This is a genomic window from Marinomonas sp. SBI8L (genome assembly GCF_001624705.1).
Lineage (GTDB): Bacteria > Pseudomonadota > Gammaproteobacteria > Pseudomonadales > Marinomonadaceae > Marinomonas.
This window is the reverse complement of record NZ_JSEO01000012.1, coordinates 20641-38616: the sequence shown is the minus strand read 5'-3', so window position 1 is coordinate 38616 and position 17976 is coordinate 20641. Positions and strand designations below refer to the sequence as shown.

The following is a 17976-nucleotide window of genomic DNA, read 5'->3' as shown; positions in this document are numbered from 1 at the left end:
CCCCCCCTTTTACCCCTACAACAAAATCAAGCAATAACTATAGGCATTCGTTATTGAATATTTTGTTGCACCACGTTGGCTCTTATAGTTTTACACGGCTTAATCACAGCATAAAATATTCTGTTCGGTCACTCAGATTTGACCCAGTCTCAGACGTTTCTAAAACTGCTAAAATTCTTTAATCATTACTTAGTTTCAAAAAATAAAACTTAGAAACGTTTTTTTCAATTTTGGGATTATATGCTTAAGATTTACACAGATCAAGAAAAATGAACCACATGGTCAAGTTTTATTTTCCATATTATGAAATAGGACTGGATAAAAAAAGGAAGCTTGACCCTTAAAGAATTACTCTATGATCACGCAATTACGGCCTTTTTTCTTAGCTTTGTATAAAAGCTGATCCGCATGTTTAATCACATCTTGTGCATGCCGCTCAGAATTTGATAAAGCTGCGCCTATACTTATAGTGACAGACACACCTTTATAGACATCTTTTTTACTATCATAGATATCGACCATTTGTGAGGCGATAGACTCTCTTACCCCTTCTAATGCAGATAATATGTCCTCTTTCTTTTTATGGGCAAAAACGATAGCAAATTCTTCTCCACCGTATCTAAAGGCTTTACCTCCAGACGTGACTTTATCCATATTATTCGCCACACTTTTTAACACGAGATCTCCCATGTCATGACCATAGGTATCATTAAACTTCTTAAAGTGATCAACATCTAACATAGCGATAACATAGTGTTTTGATAAACCTAATAATTTTTCATTCAATGCTCTTCGACCAGGTAACTGAGTTAACTCGTCAACATAAGCCATTTTGTGGCTATCAATTAATAAATAAATACACCAGATAACAAATACCCCCGTATGCATTAGGGCTGCTTGCTTACTATTAAGTGATAAAAAATGCATCAAAGCGATAAGGAGTAAGGACACTAAAATAGCGCCACTGAAGGTATCTGATTTAAGCCACCATTTACTTGCTAAAAAAGCCAGACTAATCAAAAAAGTCAAAGTAAAAAAGGCTAATGCAAAACTAAAACTTTCTATATTAATTAGGTAGAGCGAGATTCCAGGGATTTTTATCCATGCTTCTGCCAATGCCATACACCACAATAGTTGCATAGCAACAAAGATAATGCGGTTTACAGCAAAACGGTTAAAAAAACCTCTCTCTTGTAATTGGCTAACAAGAGCTAAATTTAAACTCGTCAAGAGGAGATAGACTGATACATTATTTTTATTGCCTAAATTATCAATAGGCAATAGAGGCAACATAAGGATCAAGCACACTATAAGGACTAAACCCTTATTAAAATGCCATGCCAGTAATATAACAAGACTAGAAAAAATATAAGGAAGCCATTCCAACAAGGCTAACCAAACCGCGGGGATCTTATCCACATAAACGCTCAGGTACAAACTCAATAGAGCAATCACTGAAGGGATAAATAGACTTGTAAATCGTGATGTCATAGATACTCTTATAACCTACTTTTACCCTTTAAAGGCTAAAACAAGTTTCGAACGTCAAGCTTAAAATAAATTGAATTTAACCACACCCACTCTTGATAAGCACTCTAGAGACCCCCATTGTGCGATTAAAATCGGTTAAAAATTGTGAAGCTTAGGTTTTATCTTCATGCTTTGAAGCAAATTTCCAGAAAATTACAATAAATAAAGCATTACATAAGGATGCTTTGAAGCTTTTTTATATTGATTAAGAAACCTACGGATAAGCCCCCTACCTTAGCGGGTGAATAGCAGACTCTAGATGTATAGCGAAGGGCGCTACTTAAAAGCGACGCTAATGATAAGATCTTCAACTTAAAGGTAGGACTTTTATACCACGTATTTCGGGCCCTAGAAGAACACCTATACGGCATTTCAGCACTCATCCACTACATACATTCCCCTACTCAAAAGGGGTCTAAATTACGTCAAATTGACACCTTGCTTGATACATTTTTATCGCAAACCTGACAAGAACAAACTAAGAAAAAGAAACTTAACCGCAGGCACCTAATGTGGACTTTTTAATCTTGGCACCAACAAGGTCTATAAAATGTCATGAATTTTGGCGATAATATGTACTCAGGTTCAGCATGATTGATCTTTCGATCAATATATTTGTTTACTCTTGCTCAAAATAGGTTTGTTATCTTTATGGACAGAAAAATTCTTTGGCTAATTTCTATTGCTGTCGTACTAGTTCTTTGGTTCAAGTTGGGCGATAAGCCCGCCCCTGACGAACAAGAAGTCACTCAGTCCCAAGAGGCTGAACCATTACTTGAGAACCAACTTGTGATTAACAAGGCAACACCTTTTCAGCCGATGCCTGTGAAACCTGATTTTGCAAAGATTCAAGATATTAAACAAAGAAAAGAAACCTTCTTTCAATTTTTAGTGCCCTTTGCCGCAGAAAAGAATGCTTTATTGATTCGAGATAGAAATGAATTAACACGCATCATTCACAATGCGGAACCCCCAACACGAGAAGAAAAAAGATGGCTTGCGGCACTAAGAAAAATATTCAAGCTAAAAAAAGTCGGTGTTTATACGCCAGAAAACCTAGCTGAGTTATATCCTCACCTAGATGTCATTCCTGAATCCCTTGTTTTAGCTCAAGCGGCAAATGAGTCAGCTTGGGGTACTTCACGTTTCGCACTAAAAGGTAATAATTATTTTGGGCAATGGTGCTTTAAAATAGGCTGTGGCTTAGTACCTGAATCTCGTGATGAAGATGCGGACCATGAAGTCCAAAAGTTTAAAAGTGCCAGAGAATCGGTTTATGCTTATATCGATAACTTAAATTCAAATGCAGCCTACAGAGCACTGAGAAAAGAACGCGCTAAACTTAGAGAAGAAAACAAAAACATTACTGGAGTAGACTTGGTATCAGGTTTATTACCTTATTCACAACGCGGCCACGCTTATGTTGAGGAAATAAAATCTCTCATTAGCTATAACAAATTAGCGCGCTTTGATCAGGAAATTGAAAAGGTAAGCACAACCAAATAACCTCAAAACATATCAAGCAAAAAGATAAATGCAGGTGAATTATAAACCATTAAATTCATTAACTTATTTTTGAATTCAAGGTGGCTAAGCATTATCGGCTTTATTACAATGACACCACTTTAATTCATATTTGAATCGAGGAAATTGAATTGGCACGTTTACCTGTTATTGTTGGATTTGGCGGAATTAACCCGGCTGGTCGCACATCTTCACACCAAGCATACCGCCGTATTGTTTTTGACTTATTACCTAAATCAATCCAGCAAGAGGTATTATTAGATCTAGCTACGCTTACTAATACTGCTCATTTCCATCATGGTCATTGGTATAAAGGTGATGTTCAAACGAATACGCCTGAAGAACTATTAGATATCATCAGTGATGAGGTTTTAACAAAAACCTTAATAAGAAGAATTCATCCTTCTTTATTTGATGTCGACAAAGTCAATATTCATAAAAGCACTTCTTTATTACCTAACACAGAAGGTGAAAGCATTAGCTTCACTATTAAAACTCGCTCTATCCCTGATGACCTTCCTTCACAATGGCAGGTTAAAGCACTGTCAGATAATCTTAGTGAAGTCGTTATAAATGGTAATTTGGAAGCCTTTGTTAAGGACAGTAAATCATTAAGTGTCAAAGCAGCAGGTCAGTTGCCAACAGGCTTTGATCCGGCCAAGCTATATCAATCTCGTAACCATCCACGTGGCTTGCAAATGACGGTTTACGGCGCTTCAGATGCCTTGTCTAGTAGCGGTATTCCATGGCAAACAATTAGAGATACTGTTGCGCCTGACCAGGTCGCTGTTTATGCAGCTAACTCTATTGGTCAAATGGATGATTTAGGCTTTGGTGGTATGCTGAAATCTGCCCTTATAGGTAAGCGCACTACCTCTAAGCATTTACCATTAGGTTATGCGCAAATGCCTGCAGATTTCGTAAACGCTTATGTATTAGGCAGTGTGGGTTCAATAGGAACCTCTATTGGAGCCTGTGCTACTTATTTTTTCAACTTAGAAAAAGCGGTTGAAGGCATCAAGTCAGGTAAAACACGCGTTGCTATTGTCGGTGGCAGTGACGCACCTATCACGCCAGAAGTCATTGAAGGCTTTAGGACTATGGGAGCATTAGCTGAAGACAGTGCTCTCCTAGCGCTTGATGCAATCAAAGATCAGAAAGAACCAGATCATACTCGCAGCTGTCGTCCTTTTGGTAATAATGTTGGCTTCACTATCGGTGAATCTAGCCAGTGGACACTTCTAATGGATGATGCCCTAGCAATAGAGCTTGGAGCACAAATATTTGGTTCAGTGCCAGCCGTTTACGCTTATGCAGATGGCCATAAAAAGTCCATCTCAGCACCAGGTATTGGTAACTATCTGACCATGGGCAAAGCCATGGCGTATTTACAAAAAATCATTGGCGAAGATGGTTTGAAAAACCATACTTTCATTCAAGCTCATGGTACAAGTACACCTCAAAACAGAATCACCGAATCCCATGTCTTAAGCCAAGTAGCAACAAGCTTTAACGCAGAGAATATACCAGTAACCGCAATGAAAGCTTTTATTGGGCATTCTCAAGGGACAGCAGGTGGTGACCAACTTCATTTATCATTAGGTGTTTGGGAACATGGTATTTTACCAGGCTTCACAACCACTCAAAGTATCGCAGATGATGTTTATACTGATGGGCTGAAGTTCCAGCTTAAACATGAAGTTTATGGCAAAGACCACTTCCAAGGTGCATTATTAAACTCAAAAGGCTTTGGTGGTAATAATGGCACTGCCGTACTTCTATCACCGAAGAAAACCATGGAAATGCTTGAGAAACGCTATGACAAGGCAAGCCTAGAGAGTTATCAATCAAAGCTTGTTAAAACTAAAGAAGCGGCCCAAGATTATCATCAAGCAGCAATTCACGGAGAAAGCCAACCCATTTATCATTTTGGTAAAGATGTGCTCTCTGGATATGACCTGAAAATGAGCGCTGACGCAATTAAGATGCCTGGGTATCTCAACCCAGTTGATTTAGATGTCGATAATGAATTTTCAGATCTGGTTTAGCTTCTTACTAAACTTTAAACATAAAAAAACCAGCTTTTAGCTGGTTTTTTTATGTTTGCCCTCAGGATCAACCTTTAAAAATTGACCGAGATGAACGCGAAAAGGGAAGTATAATAGCATTCAACAAAGTCGCAATAGCACTAAAAGCTAGAGTATAAATTTGCACATCTAATGTTAAATCAAACAACAAATGAGTAATTACAACATTGGGAAATACGCAAAAAAGCCATAATGAAATAGCAATAGCTCCCATCTCCCAACGAGAGCTTGAACGTAACCTACTGATTAACCAAGCATAAAAATAAACAAATGACACAACACAAGCTAAAGCAGTTAATGCTAGGCTAATATCAGGTTGAATCGAAATAAGTGGAGTAGGTGCAGCAGTTAACCAGAAAAAACCAAATGCCATCTGGGTTAATATACTAATAAATATCATTTTATGATTTATTTTATACACCTTTAACGCCCCGTTATTCGTTCTTAATGGTTCAGTTTCAGTCTGCCAGAACTAATTCATTTGATAAAGATCTTTCACTAAGTTCCTTAAGCTTGCTCGCCAAGGTCGCTGCTTTACCCCAAAATGGTTAAAAATTTTACGACAAGAAAGAGATTGCTTTCTTAATAGCGTTAAATCTGTGACTTCAGCTTCACTAGAATTCGTTGCTTGTAAGCTTGCTTGAAATTGAATATTAAATTGAGATGCATTAGTTAATACTGCTTCCCCAAAACCAAACCAACTAATGTCTTCAGCACAAGCATAGTGGTAAACGCCTGAGTTTTTAGCTCCAAAATGCCTTTGCTTAATCAAAGAGAATGCAACCCTCACTAAATCTGAGATAGGAGTTGGATTACCAAGCAAATCATCCTCAAGTAAGACAGGTTCGCCAAGTTTTAATTTAGCTAATGTACTGGCAACAAAGTCTTGCTGTTTACAACCAAACAGCCAACCACTCCTAAGCACAATATTATTACTATCACTTAAAACCAGTTGTTCAATTTCAGCAAGCTGCTGTCCTTTAGTAGATTTTGCGTCGGGTTCCTCATTCTCGTCATACGCTGTCCCCTTATCGCCAGAAAAGACTTCAACACTACTTAGCATAAACATGCTAACGTCAGCATCTTGCAGCATATCGTTACAGGCTTTTATTTGAGCGAAGTCGTCTGTATTTGCACCTATACTTAACGCATCAAGTACAACATCATACTTATTAAAACTATCAACTGAGAATTGAGTCTGATAGAAGCTTTCTTGAGTTAAAGAAGTCAAAGAAAACTCAGCAAGTTCTTCGGAAAAGCTTATAAGCTCTTCACCAATATTAGTATCGCTACCTAGCAATAAGATCTTAATTGGGGCATTGATGTCTTTTTCGTTAGGCAAGTCTACTTTCCTCTAATTCCAGTTTTTAAACAATTTCATAATATTAACAGATGTATAATCTGCTATCTCACTCACTTCTTGTTCTCTCAGTTCAGCAATAACATGAGCAACTTTAGTAATATTGACAGGTTCATTTCGCAAGCCTTGCAAACCAGACAGTGGCATATCCGGAGAGTCAGTTTCTAAAACAAATTGCTGATCCGATAGACCCTTTAACATACGTCTAGTCTTTTGAGCTCTTGGGTAAGTTACACTACCACCAATACCTAATAACAAACCTTGCTCTATAAAACGTTTCGCTTGCACTTCACTGCCAGTAAAAGCATGAAGAATGCCACCAACTAATGAGTAGTTTTTCAATATAAGTAATAATTCATCATAGCTTTTTCTCGCATGAAGAATCACAGGCAAATGTAAATTTTGCGCGATGTCTAACTGCCTCAGTAAAAAGCGCTTTTGGATCTCATGATTGACACTTCCAGGCCAATAATCAAGTCCTATCTCACCAATCGCAATGGCACCATTTTCAGCTGCAAACGCTTCTAAAAAATCTAAGTTTGCAAACTTTTCCTGAGCCAAAAAATAAGGGTGAATACCATATGCAGCTCGGATAGAAGAACGAGCAGTCTTTAACTCACAGACTCTCTGCCAACTTTGGTAACTTGTTGATGGCACAACAAAGGCTTGTACATTTTCGGCATAAGCTCGCGCAATGACAAGATCAAGGTCTGGTTCAAAATCAATAAAGTCTAAATGGCAATGGCTATCAATAAACATCAATCTAGACTAACTCAAGCAGGTGACGACCACTAGACCATTTAGCGCGATTAATAACGAAAAAAGCCGCAAAAGCGGCTTTTTTCGTTAATCATTGAACTGATTAAGCATAAAACGTCATTAACGAGTCGGTCCAGCAGCAAGAATGCTGTCAGAAATGCCTTCAAACTTAGTAAAGTTATCAACAAACTGGCCAATCAAATCTTGTGCTTGTGCGTCATAGGCAGCTTTATCTTCCCAAGTGTTTCTCGGGTTTAATAATACAGAGTCAACGCCTTCAACCTGCTTAGGGACAGCAAGATTCAACTTATCAAGTTGCTCTAATTCAGCATTTTCTAGAGCGCCAGTTTGAATCGCGGAGATAACAGCACGTGTCGTTGGAATGCTAAAACGCTTACCACCTTTACCATGAGCACCACCGGTCCAACCTGTATTTACTAGGTAAACTTTACTGCCGAACTCTTCAATACGCTTAATTAATAGCTCAGCATATACGTGAGCAGCACGAGGGAAGAAAGGTGCACCAAAACAAGTAGAGAAAGTCGATTTAATGCCGCTACCTGCACCCATTTCTGTTGAACCAACTAAAGCTGTATAACCGCTAAGGAAATGATATGCCGCAGCTTCTTTTGTCAAAACAGATACTGGAGGTAATACACCTGTCAAATCACATGTTAAAAAGATAATCGCATTTGGCTCACCGGCACGGTTACCAGCAGCACGTTTATCAATATGTTCACGAGGGTATCCAGCACGGCTATTTTGGGTAAGAGAAGTATCAGCGTAATCTGCCACACGAGACTCTTTATCTAATACAACATTCTCTACTATGGTGCCAAACTTAATTGCTTTCCAAATAAGAGGTTCATTTTTCTCAGAAAGGTCAATACATTTTGCGTAGCAACCGCCTTCAATATTGAAAACAGTATCTTTACCCCAACCATGCTCATCATCACCTATCAAAAAGCGCTCAGGATCAGCTGATAAGGTTGTTTTACCTGTGCCAGATAAACCAAAAAATAGAGTAACATCGTCATCAGCACCTACGTTAGCAGCACAATGCATAGGTAATACATCTTTTGCTGGTAACAAATAGTTTTGCACAGAGAACATCGCTTTTTTCATTTCACCGGCATAACGCATACCAGCTATCAAAACTTTTTTTGCTGCAAAGTTCAGGATAACGCAACCATCAGAGTTAGTACCATCACGCTCAGGCTCACATACAAAACCTGGTGCATTAATAATTTGCCACTCACCTTTAGACGCTGGGTTATAAGTCTCCGGACGAATAAATAGATTACGTCCAAACAAATGATGCCATGCAGTTTCGGTACGCATAATTACGGGTAAATAATGCTCATCACCAGCACCAACATGAATATTGGATTCATAAGAGTTTTTAGCATTTAAATAAGTTTCTACACGTTCCCACAATGGAGCAAACTTTGCTTCAGGGAAAGGGCGGTTTACAGGTCCCCAATGTATGGAATCTTTACTAGACGCTTCTTCAACAATAAAACGATCCATCGGAGAACGACCAGTACGAGCACCAGTTTCAACGACTACAGCGCCATTATCTGCTAGTTGCCCTTCTCCATTTGCCAATGCTTGCTCAACAAGCGCCGGCGTATTTAGGTTTTTTTGAATCTTTGGAAGCTCAGTTGCCGAACTCATTTTTAGTTTTCCTCTATGAACTTAACGAATCTTAGTTCGTCTTTTTAATGTGCTGATGCCTATTGATTTTTATAGTAACAAATCAATATAAAAAAAAATATTGTTAGATCAATTTGTTATTTTATTTCAGCACCTACAAGAAAAATGTAATTCAAATATAACTATATGATTTATATAGATTTATAATATCAATATAAGAATTTAGCAATTATCTAAAGATCAATATATTTATCAAAAATATTTTTTATAACTTATATTCTTTACGTTTTTGTTGTTTTATTACTTTTGTGGCTTGGTTTATATGATTTTTATACTTTTGATGTTTTATTACCTTTTTTCTGACCAAAAAGTCAGCATTTAGTTACTAAAATCGCTTAAATTCTTAAAATTTAACTTAAATTAAGTTTTTTTCATTTCATGCCCTGATATATGACGTATATCACCACATCTTCGTGGTAAAATTTGCACCTGAATCCCCCTCCCCCCACACAAAGTAGATCAAAATTTATGGTTAATATGATTCAGGACTGCAATATAGGATTTATTGGATTAGGTGTTATGGGCAAAAATCTTGCCCTCAATTTAGCCGATCATGGCTATCGTGTTGCAGGCTTCGATCTAGACACTAAGAAAGTAGAGGATGTACTTTCAAGTGAAATTGCTGAACGTCCAGCAGATGTAGAAAAAGCAAGAATCATTGGCTGTGATTCTCTTAAAGAAATGCTTGGTCATCTAGTCACACCAAGAGTGATAGTTCTTTTGGTTCCAGCAGGCCAACCTGTTGATGATGTTTGTCAAAACTTAATTCAAGCAGGACTAGAACCAAATGATATCGTTGTTGACTGTGGCAATAGTCAGTGGACGGATACCATTCGTCGTGAAGCAGAATATAAACATCAGCTAAAGTTTTTCGGAACAGCAGTATCAGGTGGTGAAGTTGGAGCACGTTTCGGCCCATCTTTAATGCCAGGTGGTGACGCGGAATCTTGGCAATACTTAAAGCCTATGTGGGAAGCTGTATCCGCTAAGGTGGATGAAGACGGTAAACCAATCGAAACCAGAACACCTGGCAAGCCGATTTTTGATGGGGAGCCTTGTACCGCATACCTTGGGCCGAATGGTGCGGGACACTATGTAAAAATGGTTCATAATGGTATCGAGTATGCCGATATGCAGCTTATATGTGAAGCCTACCATCTTCTACGCTCCATCTTAGGCTATAGCCCGAAACAAATAGGCAAACTATTTGAAAAGTGGAACCAAGGGGTTTTAAACAGTTACCTAGTAGAGATTACGGCAGATATCTTGCAACAGGATGATATCAAAACAGGAGAACCTCTGGTTGACCTGATATTAGATAGCGCTGGTCAAAAAGGAACAGGGCGTTGGACAGCCATTAGTGCAACTCAAATGGGTGTACCAGCGGGCATTATCAGTGAAGCCGTTTACTCAAGAGCTTTGAGTACATTAACAAGCCAGAGATACCAAGCAGCAAGTACTCTTGTAGGTATAACAGACCTTGCGGACGTTAATACTGAACATGTTGAAGCCAGTATTCATGATGCACTCTACAGTGCAAAAATTTGCGCTTACGCTCAAGGTTTTCAAATTATGCGCGCAGCTCAAGCTGAGTATGATTGGAAGCTCAATTTTGTCGATATTGCAAAGATTTGGCGTGGCGGCTGTATTATTCGCGCTTCTTTCTTGCAGAAAATTGCAGACGCTTTTACTGAAGAGCCTGAACTGGATAACCTGTTACTGTCTGATTACTTCGCAGATCAATTAGAAGAAAGACAAGTAGGTTTAAGAAACTCAGTTGTATTAGCTGCACAGTCGGGGATTCCAGCACCAACTTTCTTTTCTGCGCTTGCTTATTTTGATGGTTATCGCTCTGAAGTATTGCCAGCAAATCTCTTACAGGCACAAAGAGATTACTTCGGCGCTCATACCTATGAAAGAGCAGACTCGTCAAGAGGTGAAAAGTTTCACACTCATTGGCAACAAGAAGGTCGCCCTGAAACGAAAGTAAAATAAGTACTCATTCTTTGTAAATGATTAAAAAAGGCGCTTTGAGCGCCTTTTTTAATCATTAATTTAGAGTGCAAAGTTTATTCTTCATCACGCACTTAGTTTTTCTTTTCGTCTAGTTTATCTACTGAAGTTAATACACCTCTTAACATACCCACCTCTTGTTGATCCAACTGAGCACGCTGAAATAGACGCCTAAAACGCGTCATAACTTGTCGCGGTGCTTTAGGATCTAAAAATTCGGTTTTAGATAATACGGATTCCAAATGAGTTAACATATGATCAAGTTGCTCACTTGTTGCTGCTGGTACATCCCATTTAGAAGCAACAATAGGTGCATCCTTCTGTGCAAGAAGGCGCATTCGAAGTTCGTAAGCAATCACTTGTACCGCAGCCCCTAAATTTAAAGAACTAAAACTTTCTACAGAAGGGATATGAACATGATAATGACAGCGTTGTAACTCCTCATTTGTTAGCCCCCTGTCCTCACGACCAAATACAAATGCGGACTCTAAACTTTCTTCATGAACCATATCTGCTGCTTGTCTAGGATCAACTAAAGGCCAAGGGATATGCCTTTCTCTAGCACTTGTACCGACTACTAACTGGCAGTCTGCAATAGCTTCTTCCAATGTATCTACAACAACAGCATTTTCTAAAATGTCAGTCGCACCTGACGCTCGACTATTAGCTTCATCACTTGGAAAAACTTTCGGTGCAACAAGATACAGTCTAGCTAGCCCCATATTTTTCATTGCTCTAGCTGCTGCGCCAATATTACCTGGATGGGAAGTGTTAACTAATACAATACGTACCTTATTCATTTAGAAATATGCTCTTTTCACTGGATGACTTTCAATCAATTAAATTTGATGACATTTTGCAGGGAAGCTTAGATTAAGTCACCTCTTCTCAGTCTTCTCAGAAAAAGTGTCGAACAAGGCGTCACTTTGACGTAATGTAGGCCCCTTCCAAGAAGGGACAACACAGGAAGACATTTTTTCTGAAAGACCCGAAGGACGTGCCCTAAAAGCCTTATCTAGTAAGTTGAGAGCCTTATCAATATAGTAACTATTAAGTTGTAACTCTCGCCTTAAATCTCAGGCGTTTTATCCACACGCTGAGACGGGAGGATTTATTCTCAGCTTCCCTAGGCATAATAGCAGATCATCTTACTTGAGTAAGCAATGACTAAATGAAATTAAACCTCGTATTGTTTAATTTTTAAACAAAACACCCTAGTCATAGACGCCATAATCGGATAAAATCCGCGCCATCTTTCTGCCTTTCACTTTGAGCTTATTTAACTCACAAAATTCGGCTGAAACGCTCTTTAACACTTTTCCGATAGCTTATTGACTTCAGGTCTTCTGACGTCTCTTTTAAATGTAATGGTATTGTATGCAACCTCGAATTAATGTCGCTCTAAAAGCAGCTCGCGCTGCAGTTGATTTTATCCTCCACGTACAAGAAAAAATCTTGTTTGATAAAGAACAGGGACAAAACCCTGAACAAGCATACAAAGATATTTGTATTGGCGCTGAAAAAACAATCGTTCACACTTTAGCAAAAGCATACCCAACAGAGACCATTACAACTCGTTTGCAAGGTGAAGTGCAAACAGGCGAAAAAGGTGAGTGGATTATTGATGCCATTCAAGGTCAACACCTATTTTCTCGCAACCTTTCAGGCCACGCACTAACAATAAGCTATGTTGAAAATGGAAAAGTTGAGCATGCACTTCTGATCAATTCATCAACCCGTGATGAGTTTTACGCCAGTAAAGGTCGTGGTGCTTATTTAAACAACTCACGTATTCGCACATCATCAATTGGTTCTATTGAGAACAGTACACTTGGTAGCCAATTCCCAGGTACTGATAAACTTTCTAGCCAAATTACTAGCCAGTTCAATGCACTAAAAGAAGTTGCTGAAAAAGGCGCACGCGTTATGATGCAAGACTGCCCAGCGCTTATGCTTGCTAACGTTGCGGCTGGTAAACTTGATGCAGTATGGGCGATGAAATTATATGATTGGGAAACACAAGCGCCACTATTCATCGCGAAAGAAGCTGGCTGCCTATTTTCTGATTTCCAAGGCTCACCAAGTGTGAATGATACTGTTTTATGCGCAAACCCACGTTTATTCAAGAGCCTATTACCTGTTCTTAATAAACACTTCTAATGGGTTACAAGCCTTATTAGAAAGCAAAAAAACCAGCTAAATGCTGGTTTTTTTTATTCTAAACTTATTTGCGCTTATAGAGGTTTTCATAACAATAGTTAGTGGCTTCAACAAAGCCATCCACACTACCGCAATCAAAACGTCGACCTTTAAATTTATAAGCCATCACACAGCCTTCTTTGGCCTGCTGCATAAGTGCATCTGTAATTTGCACTTCACCATTACGCCCTGGTGGTGTCGTTTTTAGCTTTTCAAAAATATCTGGCGTTAAGATATATCGCCCAATAATAGCCAGATTAGAAGGAGCTTCATCAATTGCAGGCTTTTCAACCATATCAGTGACTCGGTATAAACCGTCACCCATACTCTCTCCGGCGATCACACCATATTTATTAACTTCGTCAGCAGGTACTTCTTCAATTGCCACAATCGAACAGCGAAATTGATTATAGAGCTTAACCATCTGCTCTAAAACACCCTCTTGACTCTCTTCATCCATAATACAAAGGTCATCAGCAAGCACAACACCAAAGGCTTCCTCACCAATAAGAGGTTCTCCCGTTAAAATTGCGTGGCCTAAACCTAGCATTTGGTTCTGACGAATATATGAGAAATTTACATTATTAATCAGATGACGAATATCCACTAGATATTCTTCTTTACTAGTTCCAGCTATCTGATGCTCTAATTCATAACTCGTATCAAAGTGGTCAGCAATAGCTCGTTTACCACGCCCCGTGACAAAGGTCACATTATTAAGTCCTGCTTGAGCAGCTTCCTCAACACCATATTGCACCAAAGGCTTATTAACAATTGGTAGCATTTCTTTGGGCATAGATTTAGTTGCTGGTAAAAAACGAGTGCCATAACCCGCAACAGGAAATAAGCATTTACGAATCATATTGAATCCTTTTGTTTGATTGCAGGAAGTCTAACAAAATTCACTTTAAAATAAATACGAAAAATTTGCTTTCATGAGACTAACCTAGAATAAAGCGCATTAAATTAGAGACATACCTGCTTGCTTAACAACGGTATCTGTTAATTCATTTATAATATCTGAATCAAGTCCACACCAATGCCAATAAAGTGGCACTTTTAACACCTTATTAGGAAACAGCTCAACTAAGCTCTTATCTTTCAATTCCTGCTTAACCTGTATTCTTGGCACTAAAGCACATACAGAATGGCTTAGTAGCATATGCACAAACCCTTGAGTAGAAGGTAGCCAATGACTTGGACCGGCATGCTCCTTCAGGCCTAGTACTTCATGTTGATAGCTTGACCAAAGCTGATCACTTTCATCAAAAATGAGTGCGGGAACATGATGTATATCCTTAGGACTATATTTTTCCCCCAAATATTGATGAACAAATTCAGGGCTAGCCGCCAAAATATACTCCATAGTCCCAAGATAAAGAGATTGCCCACCAGCAACACAAGAGCCGACATCACTCAATGCTGCTACAACTTCCCCTTTTTTTAACAGATCTCGCGTTTGGCTTTGATCAGCAACCTTCGTTTGTAGGCGTCGGCTCTTCTCTTTAGAAAAGTCACTAATTACTTCAATAAACCAAGTTGCCAAACTGTCATTATTAATCGCTATTGGCAGGCATTGCAGACTTTTATCACCATAGGATTCTTGAATAAGTGCCTGCTCCATTAACTGCACTTTAATAAAATGCATATTTAGCTTCTTACCTAGATCAGTCAACCTAAGTGGCTTTTCCCTGATTAATAAAACACTATTATAAGATTGTTCTAAACGTTTAATTTTTTGTGATACAGCTGACTGAGTTAAACCTAAAGCCTCACCAGCTTTCTCAAATCCTTGTGACTCAACAACCTGCCTTAAACACTCAATTGCCTTGTAATCCATAAGCTCCCAACATTATTTTTATTACTTAATCATTATTTATATTAATTACATTTATATATCGCCTATTGTTATTCTTCCAGCGGTTTTTAGCCTTATGGCATTTGACATTAGCTAATGGAGCAAACAAATGAGCGCAGCTTTTCTCAGTGGTTTTATTACAGGTGGAGGCTTAATTATTGCAGTTGGAGCCCAGAACGCATTCTTATTAGAGCAGGCTTTAAAGCGACATTGGGCTCTAAGTATTGCTATCCTTTTTATGATAAGTGATACCCTATCTATCTCTCTGGGTGCTTTGGGAATTGGTGCACTAATCAAGTCTTATCCTATTTTACTCGAGGTAACTCGAATTGCAGGTGTTCTCTTTTTAACCTATTTTGGTCTCTCAAGAATTAAAGCATCTTTTGCAAACGAAGCACTCTTGCTGAGTAAAGCAAAAGCTAAGCTACCTTTAGGGTTATTATTAACAACAGCAATGGCTGTGACTTGGCTAAACCCTCACTTTTACCTAGATACTTTAATCTTAATGGGCAGCTTAGCGAATCAATGGCAGGACAACACTTACCAATTTATTATGGGTGGAGTGAGTGCATCAGTATTATGGTTTTTAACTCTAACTTTAATTGGTAGATTATTAGCACCATATTTAGAGAAAGCCAGCTTCTGGCGCTGGTTAAATAGATTTAACGGCACACTCGTTATCTTCATAGCCATCCAAATAACTTTAATGTCCTTTCCTGAATAGGGCCATTTAACCTCTTCAATTAAATTTCCCCATAAAAAAAGCATAAACCTTGTCGTAAAGTTTATGCTTTTTCAGAATCATTAAAATGACCTAATGGAAATTAACTATCATTAGATGAAAAGTGCTTACCTAATAGCGCATGGTAAAAATCGTGATCTCCAAGTACACCGACTACAAAACCTTCCTTTTGCAATAAAAGAGGTTGTTGTGTTTGGTATCTCACTTCTACCGCATCACGCATATTAATATCTGACGGCGCTAGCACGACACTTCCTAAAGCAAGTTTATTAATCTCTAGTCCTTGAGCCCAATCAACAACAAGATGAGAGCCTTCAGTGCTATCAACAGATTCGAGCTTTCCTTCTGCTGACAACGCAAAGTTAAGCCCTTTTTCCGCTTGATAAGTACCACTTTCATTTTGAAGTTTCTCAATCGGTGTCATCAAAGAGTCACCTTTAAGTACATTCAGCGGGTTTGTATGTGCGACAAACTTTTCAACATAAGGAGTCGCCGGGTTCAGCACTATCTGCTCTGGAATATCTTCTTGAATGATATTGGCAGATTCCATAATCGCGATTTTCGTGCCAATTTTTAGCGCTTCATCCAAGTCATGACTTACAAAAACAATGGTTTTATTTAGCGTTTTTTGCAGTTCGATCAACTCATCTTGTAACTGTGTACGAATGAGAGGATCAAGTGCTGAAAAAGGCTCATCCATTAAAAGTACATCTGTATCCATAGCAAAAGCACGAGCAAGGCCAACACGTTGGCGCATGCCGCCCGATAGTTCATCAGGTTTTTTATCTGCCCATTGATCCAAACTCACCATTTTTAGCTGTTGCATGGCTTTTTCTAAACGTTCAGCCTTTGCCATGCCTTGCATTTCTAGACCAAAGGCAACATTTTCAAGTACCGTTAACCATGGCATCAAAGCAAAGCTTTGAAATACCATAGATACCCTATGAGTACGCATATGTCGCATGGTTGCTTCATTACAAGTCGCCATATCGACCATCTCATCACCATCACGAACAAGACACTTACCACGAGCCACTTTATTTAAGCCGTTTAATGTTCTCAGCAAGGTTGATTTACCTGATCCAGATAACCCCATGAGGACACAAATTTCACCCTCATTTACCTCAATCGTTGCATTCTGAACACCAACAACATCGCCGGTTTCACCTAAAATCTGCTCTCGATTTTTACCTTGATCCATTAAGCTTAAAGTAGCAGCTTGATTATCACCAAAGACAACATCTAAGTTTTGAATACTGATAACAGCCATGCTTATTCCTCTTTACCACGAGATGGAGATTTACAAATTCGATCAAGCATAATTGCTACTAATACGATCGCAATACCCGCTTCAAAACCTTGTGAAATATTTACTGTATTCAAGGCACGAATAACTGGTTTACCAAGCCCATCAGCACCAACAAGAGCAGCGATTACCACCATAGAGAGCGACAACATAATGCACTGAGTAATGCCTGCCATTATGTTAGGCATAGCGGCTGGCAACTCGACTTTATAAAGTAGCTTAGATTTAGTACAACCAAAGGCTAAACCTGCTTCAATTAACTCACTTGGAACCTTACTAATCCCTAAATATGTCAAACGAATAGGCGCTGCGACAGCAAAAATAATGGTTGAAATCAGGCCAGGAACATAACCTAAACCAAATAAAATTAGCGTTGGAATCAAATACACAAAAGTCGGGATAGTTTGCATCAAGTCAAGGATCGGTCTCATTATGGTATATAACCAAGGTCTATGAGCTGCTGCAATTCCTAAAGGCACACCAATTAATACACTAATAAAGGTTGCTGATACCACAAGCACCAAGGTTTGAATTGTTTCGACCCAATAGCCTAAGTTCAAAATCAGTAACAAAGCCAAACTAATAAAAACTAATAAGCCAATACTCCTATGCAGGAACCAAGCTCCAACAAGAACAACGGCAATGACGGCAAGTGGGTGCATCCATTCAATTGCACCTACCAAGGTTAAAATTAGGGTTTCTAGTACCTCTGATAAAAAGTCAAAAAATACCCCTGCCACATCGATCAACCAATCGACAAAGGATTCCATCCAGCTTCCGAGTGGTATTTTATTATCCGTAAGCCAGTTCATAATCTTACCTCTGCCAAATTCATTCTCTTACCCTCTGTAAAACTTGGCCCAACCTAAAGTCACTAAGTTG

15 protein-coding genes are annotated in these 17976 nt (G+C 38.8%); 5 read left to right on the top strand and 10 right to left on the bottom strand.

Annotation, left to right across the window (positions count from 1 at the left end; all coding sequences use genetic code 11):
- Positions 1 to 348 precede the first annotated feature (348 nt).
- Positions 349 to 1491 (bottom strand): GGDEF domain-containing protein, encoded by a 1143-nt coding sequence (locus OA91_RS17255; protein ID WP_063339264.1) that lies wholly within the window; start codon positions 1489 to 1491, stop codon positions 349 to 351.
- Between the two features lie 690 nt (positions 1492 to 2181).
- On the opposite strand from OA91_RS17255, the gene OA91_RS17250 reads away from it, so the two are divergent.
- Both OA91_RS17250 and OA91_RS17245 read left to right on the top strand, forming a co-directional pair.
- Positions 2182 to 3036, top strand: a complete 855-nt coding sequence (locus OA91_RS17250) for a glucosaminidase domain-containing protein (protein ID WP_063339263.1) — start codon at positions 2182 to 2184, stop codon at positions 3034 to 3036.
- Between the two features lie 149 nt (positions 3037 to 3185).
- Entirely contained in the window at positions 3186 to 5102 is a 1917-nt protein-coding gene (locus OA91_RS17245; RefSeq protein ID WP_063339262.1) for a beta-ketoacyl synthase, read from the top strand.
- A gap of 67 nt (positions 5103 to 5169) precedes the next feature.
- On the opposite strand, the gene OA91_RS17240 is transcribed toward OA91_RS17245, so the two are convergent.
- From OA91_RS17240 to OA91_RS17225, 4 genes are all read right to left on the bottom strand, one after another.
- Positions 5170 to 5562 carry a hypothetical protein gene (locus OA91_RS17240; protein ID WP_157203862.1) on the bottom strand — a complete coding sequence of 131 codons (393 nt, stop codon included), beginning with the start codon at positions 5560 to 5562 and terminating at the stop codon, positions 5170 to 5172.
- 51 nt (positions 5563 to 5613) lie between these two features.
- Positions 5614 to 6483, bottom strand: coding sequence for a sugar nucleotide-binding protein (locus OA91_RS17235; RefSeq protein WP_063339260.1), 870 nt, complete (start codon positions 6481 to 6483; stop codon positions 5614 to 5616).
- A 12-nt stretch (positions 6484 to 6495) separates the two neighbouring features.
- Positions 6496 to 7260, bottom strand: a complete 765-nt coding sequence (locus OA91_RS17230; RefSeq protein WP_082827990.1) for a TatD family hydrolase — start codon at positions 7258 to 7260, stop codon at positions 6496 to 6498.
- A 120-nt stretch (positions 7261 to 7380) separates the two neighbouring features.
- Entirely contained in the window at positions 7381 to 8937 is a 1557-nt protein-coding gene (locus OA91_RS17225) for a phosphoenolpyruvate carboxykinase (protein ID WP_063339258.1), read from the bottom strand.
- A gap of 507 nt (positions 8938 to 9444) precedes the next feature.
- Between OA91_RS17225 and gndA the strand changes: the two genes are divergently transcribed.
- A complete protein-coding gene (gene gndA / locus OA91_RS17220; protein ID WP_063339257.1) occupies positions 9445 to 10971 on the top strand; it encodes an NADP-dependent phosphogluconate dehydrogenase in 1527 nt (508 codons plus the stop codon).
- A gap of 92 nt (positions 10972 to 11063) precedes the next feature.
- On the opposite strand, the gene OA91_RS17215 is transcribed toward gndA, so the two are convergent.
- The gene (locus OA91_RS17215) at positions 11064 to 11789 is read right to left on the bottom strand and encodes an RNA methyltransferase (protein WP_063339256.1); all 726 of its coding nucleotides are present in this window, start codon (positions 11787 to 11789) and stop codon (positions 11064 to 11066) included.
- A 577-nt stretch (positions 11790 to 12366) separates the two neighbouring features.
- Between OA91_RS17215 and OA91_RS17210 the strand changes: the two genes are divergently transcribed.
- The gene (locus OA91_RS17210; protein WP_063339255.1) at positions 12367 to 13149 is read left to right on the top strand and encodes an inositol monophosphatase family protein; all 783 of its coding nucleotides are present in this window, start codon (positions 12367 to 12369) and stop codon (positions 13147 to 13149) included.
- Positions 13150 to 13213: 64 nt separating this feature from the next.
- Here the strand turns inward: OA91_RS17210 and galU are convergent, their stop codons facing one another.
- Entirely contained in the window at positions 13214 to 14050 is an 837-nt protein-coding gene (gene galU / locus OA91_RS17205; RefSeq protein ID WP_063339254.1) for a UTP--glucose-1-phosphate uridylyltransferase GalU, read from the bottom strand.
- Positions 14051 to 14149: 99 nt separating this feature from the next.
- Positions 14150 to 15028 carry an ArgP/LysG family DNA-binding transcriptional regulator gene (locus OA91_RS17200; protein ID WP_063339253.1) on the bottom strand — a complete coding sequence of 293 codons (879 nt, stop codon included), beginning with the start codon at positions 15026 to 15028 and terminating at the stop codon, positions 14150 to 14152.
- Between the two features lie 127 nt (positions 15029 to 15155).
- On the opposite strand from OA91_RS17200, the gene OA91_RS17195 reads away from it, so the two are divergent.
- Positions 15156 to 15770: a LysE/ArgO family amino acid transporter gene (locus OA91_RS17195; protein WP_063339252.1), complete on the top strand. Its 615-nt coding sequence runs from the start codon at positions 15156 to 15158 to the stop codon at positions 15768 to 15770.
- 100 nt (positions 15771 to 15870) lie between these two features.
- Here the strand turns inward: OA91_RS17195 and choV are convergent, their stop codons facing one another.
- Both choV and choW read right to left on the bottom strand, forming a co-directional pair.
- Positions 15871 to 17058 carry a choline ABC transporter ATP-binding protein gene (gene choV / locus OA91_RS17190; protein WP_063339251.1) on the bottom strand — a complete coding sequence of 396 codons (1188 nt, stop codon included), beginning with the start codon at positions 17056 to 17058 and terminating at the stop codon, positions 15871 to 15873.
- A 2-nt stretch (positions 17059 to 17060) separates the two neighbouring features.
- Complete coding sequence (gene choW / locus OA91_RS17185; RefSeq protein WP_063339250.1) at positions 17061 to 17906, bottom strand: choline ABC transporter permease subunit; 846 nt, start codon at positions 17904 to 17906, stop codon at positions 17061 to 17063.
- Between the last annotated feature and the right edge of the window lie 70 nt (positions 17907 to 17976).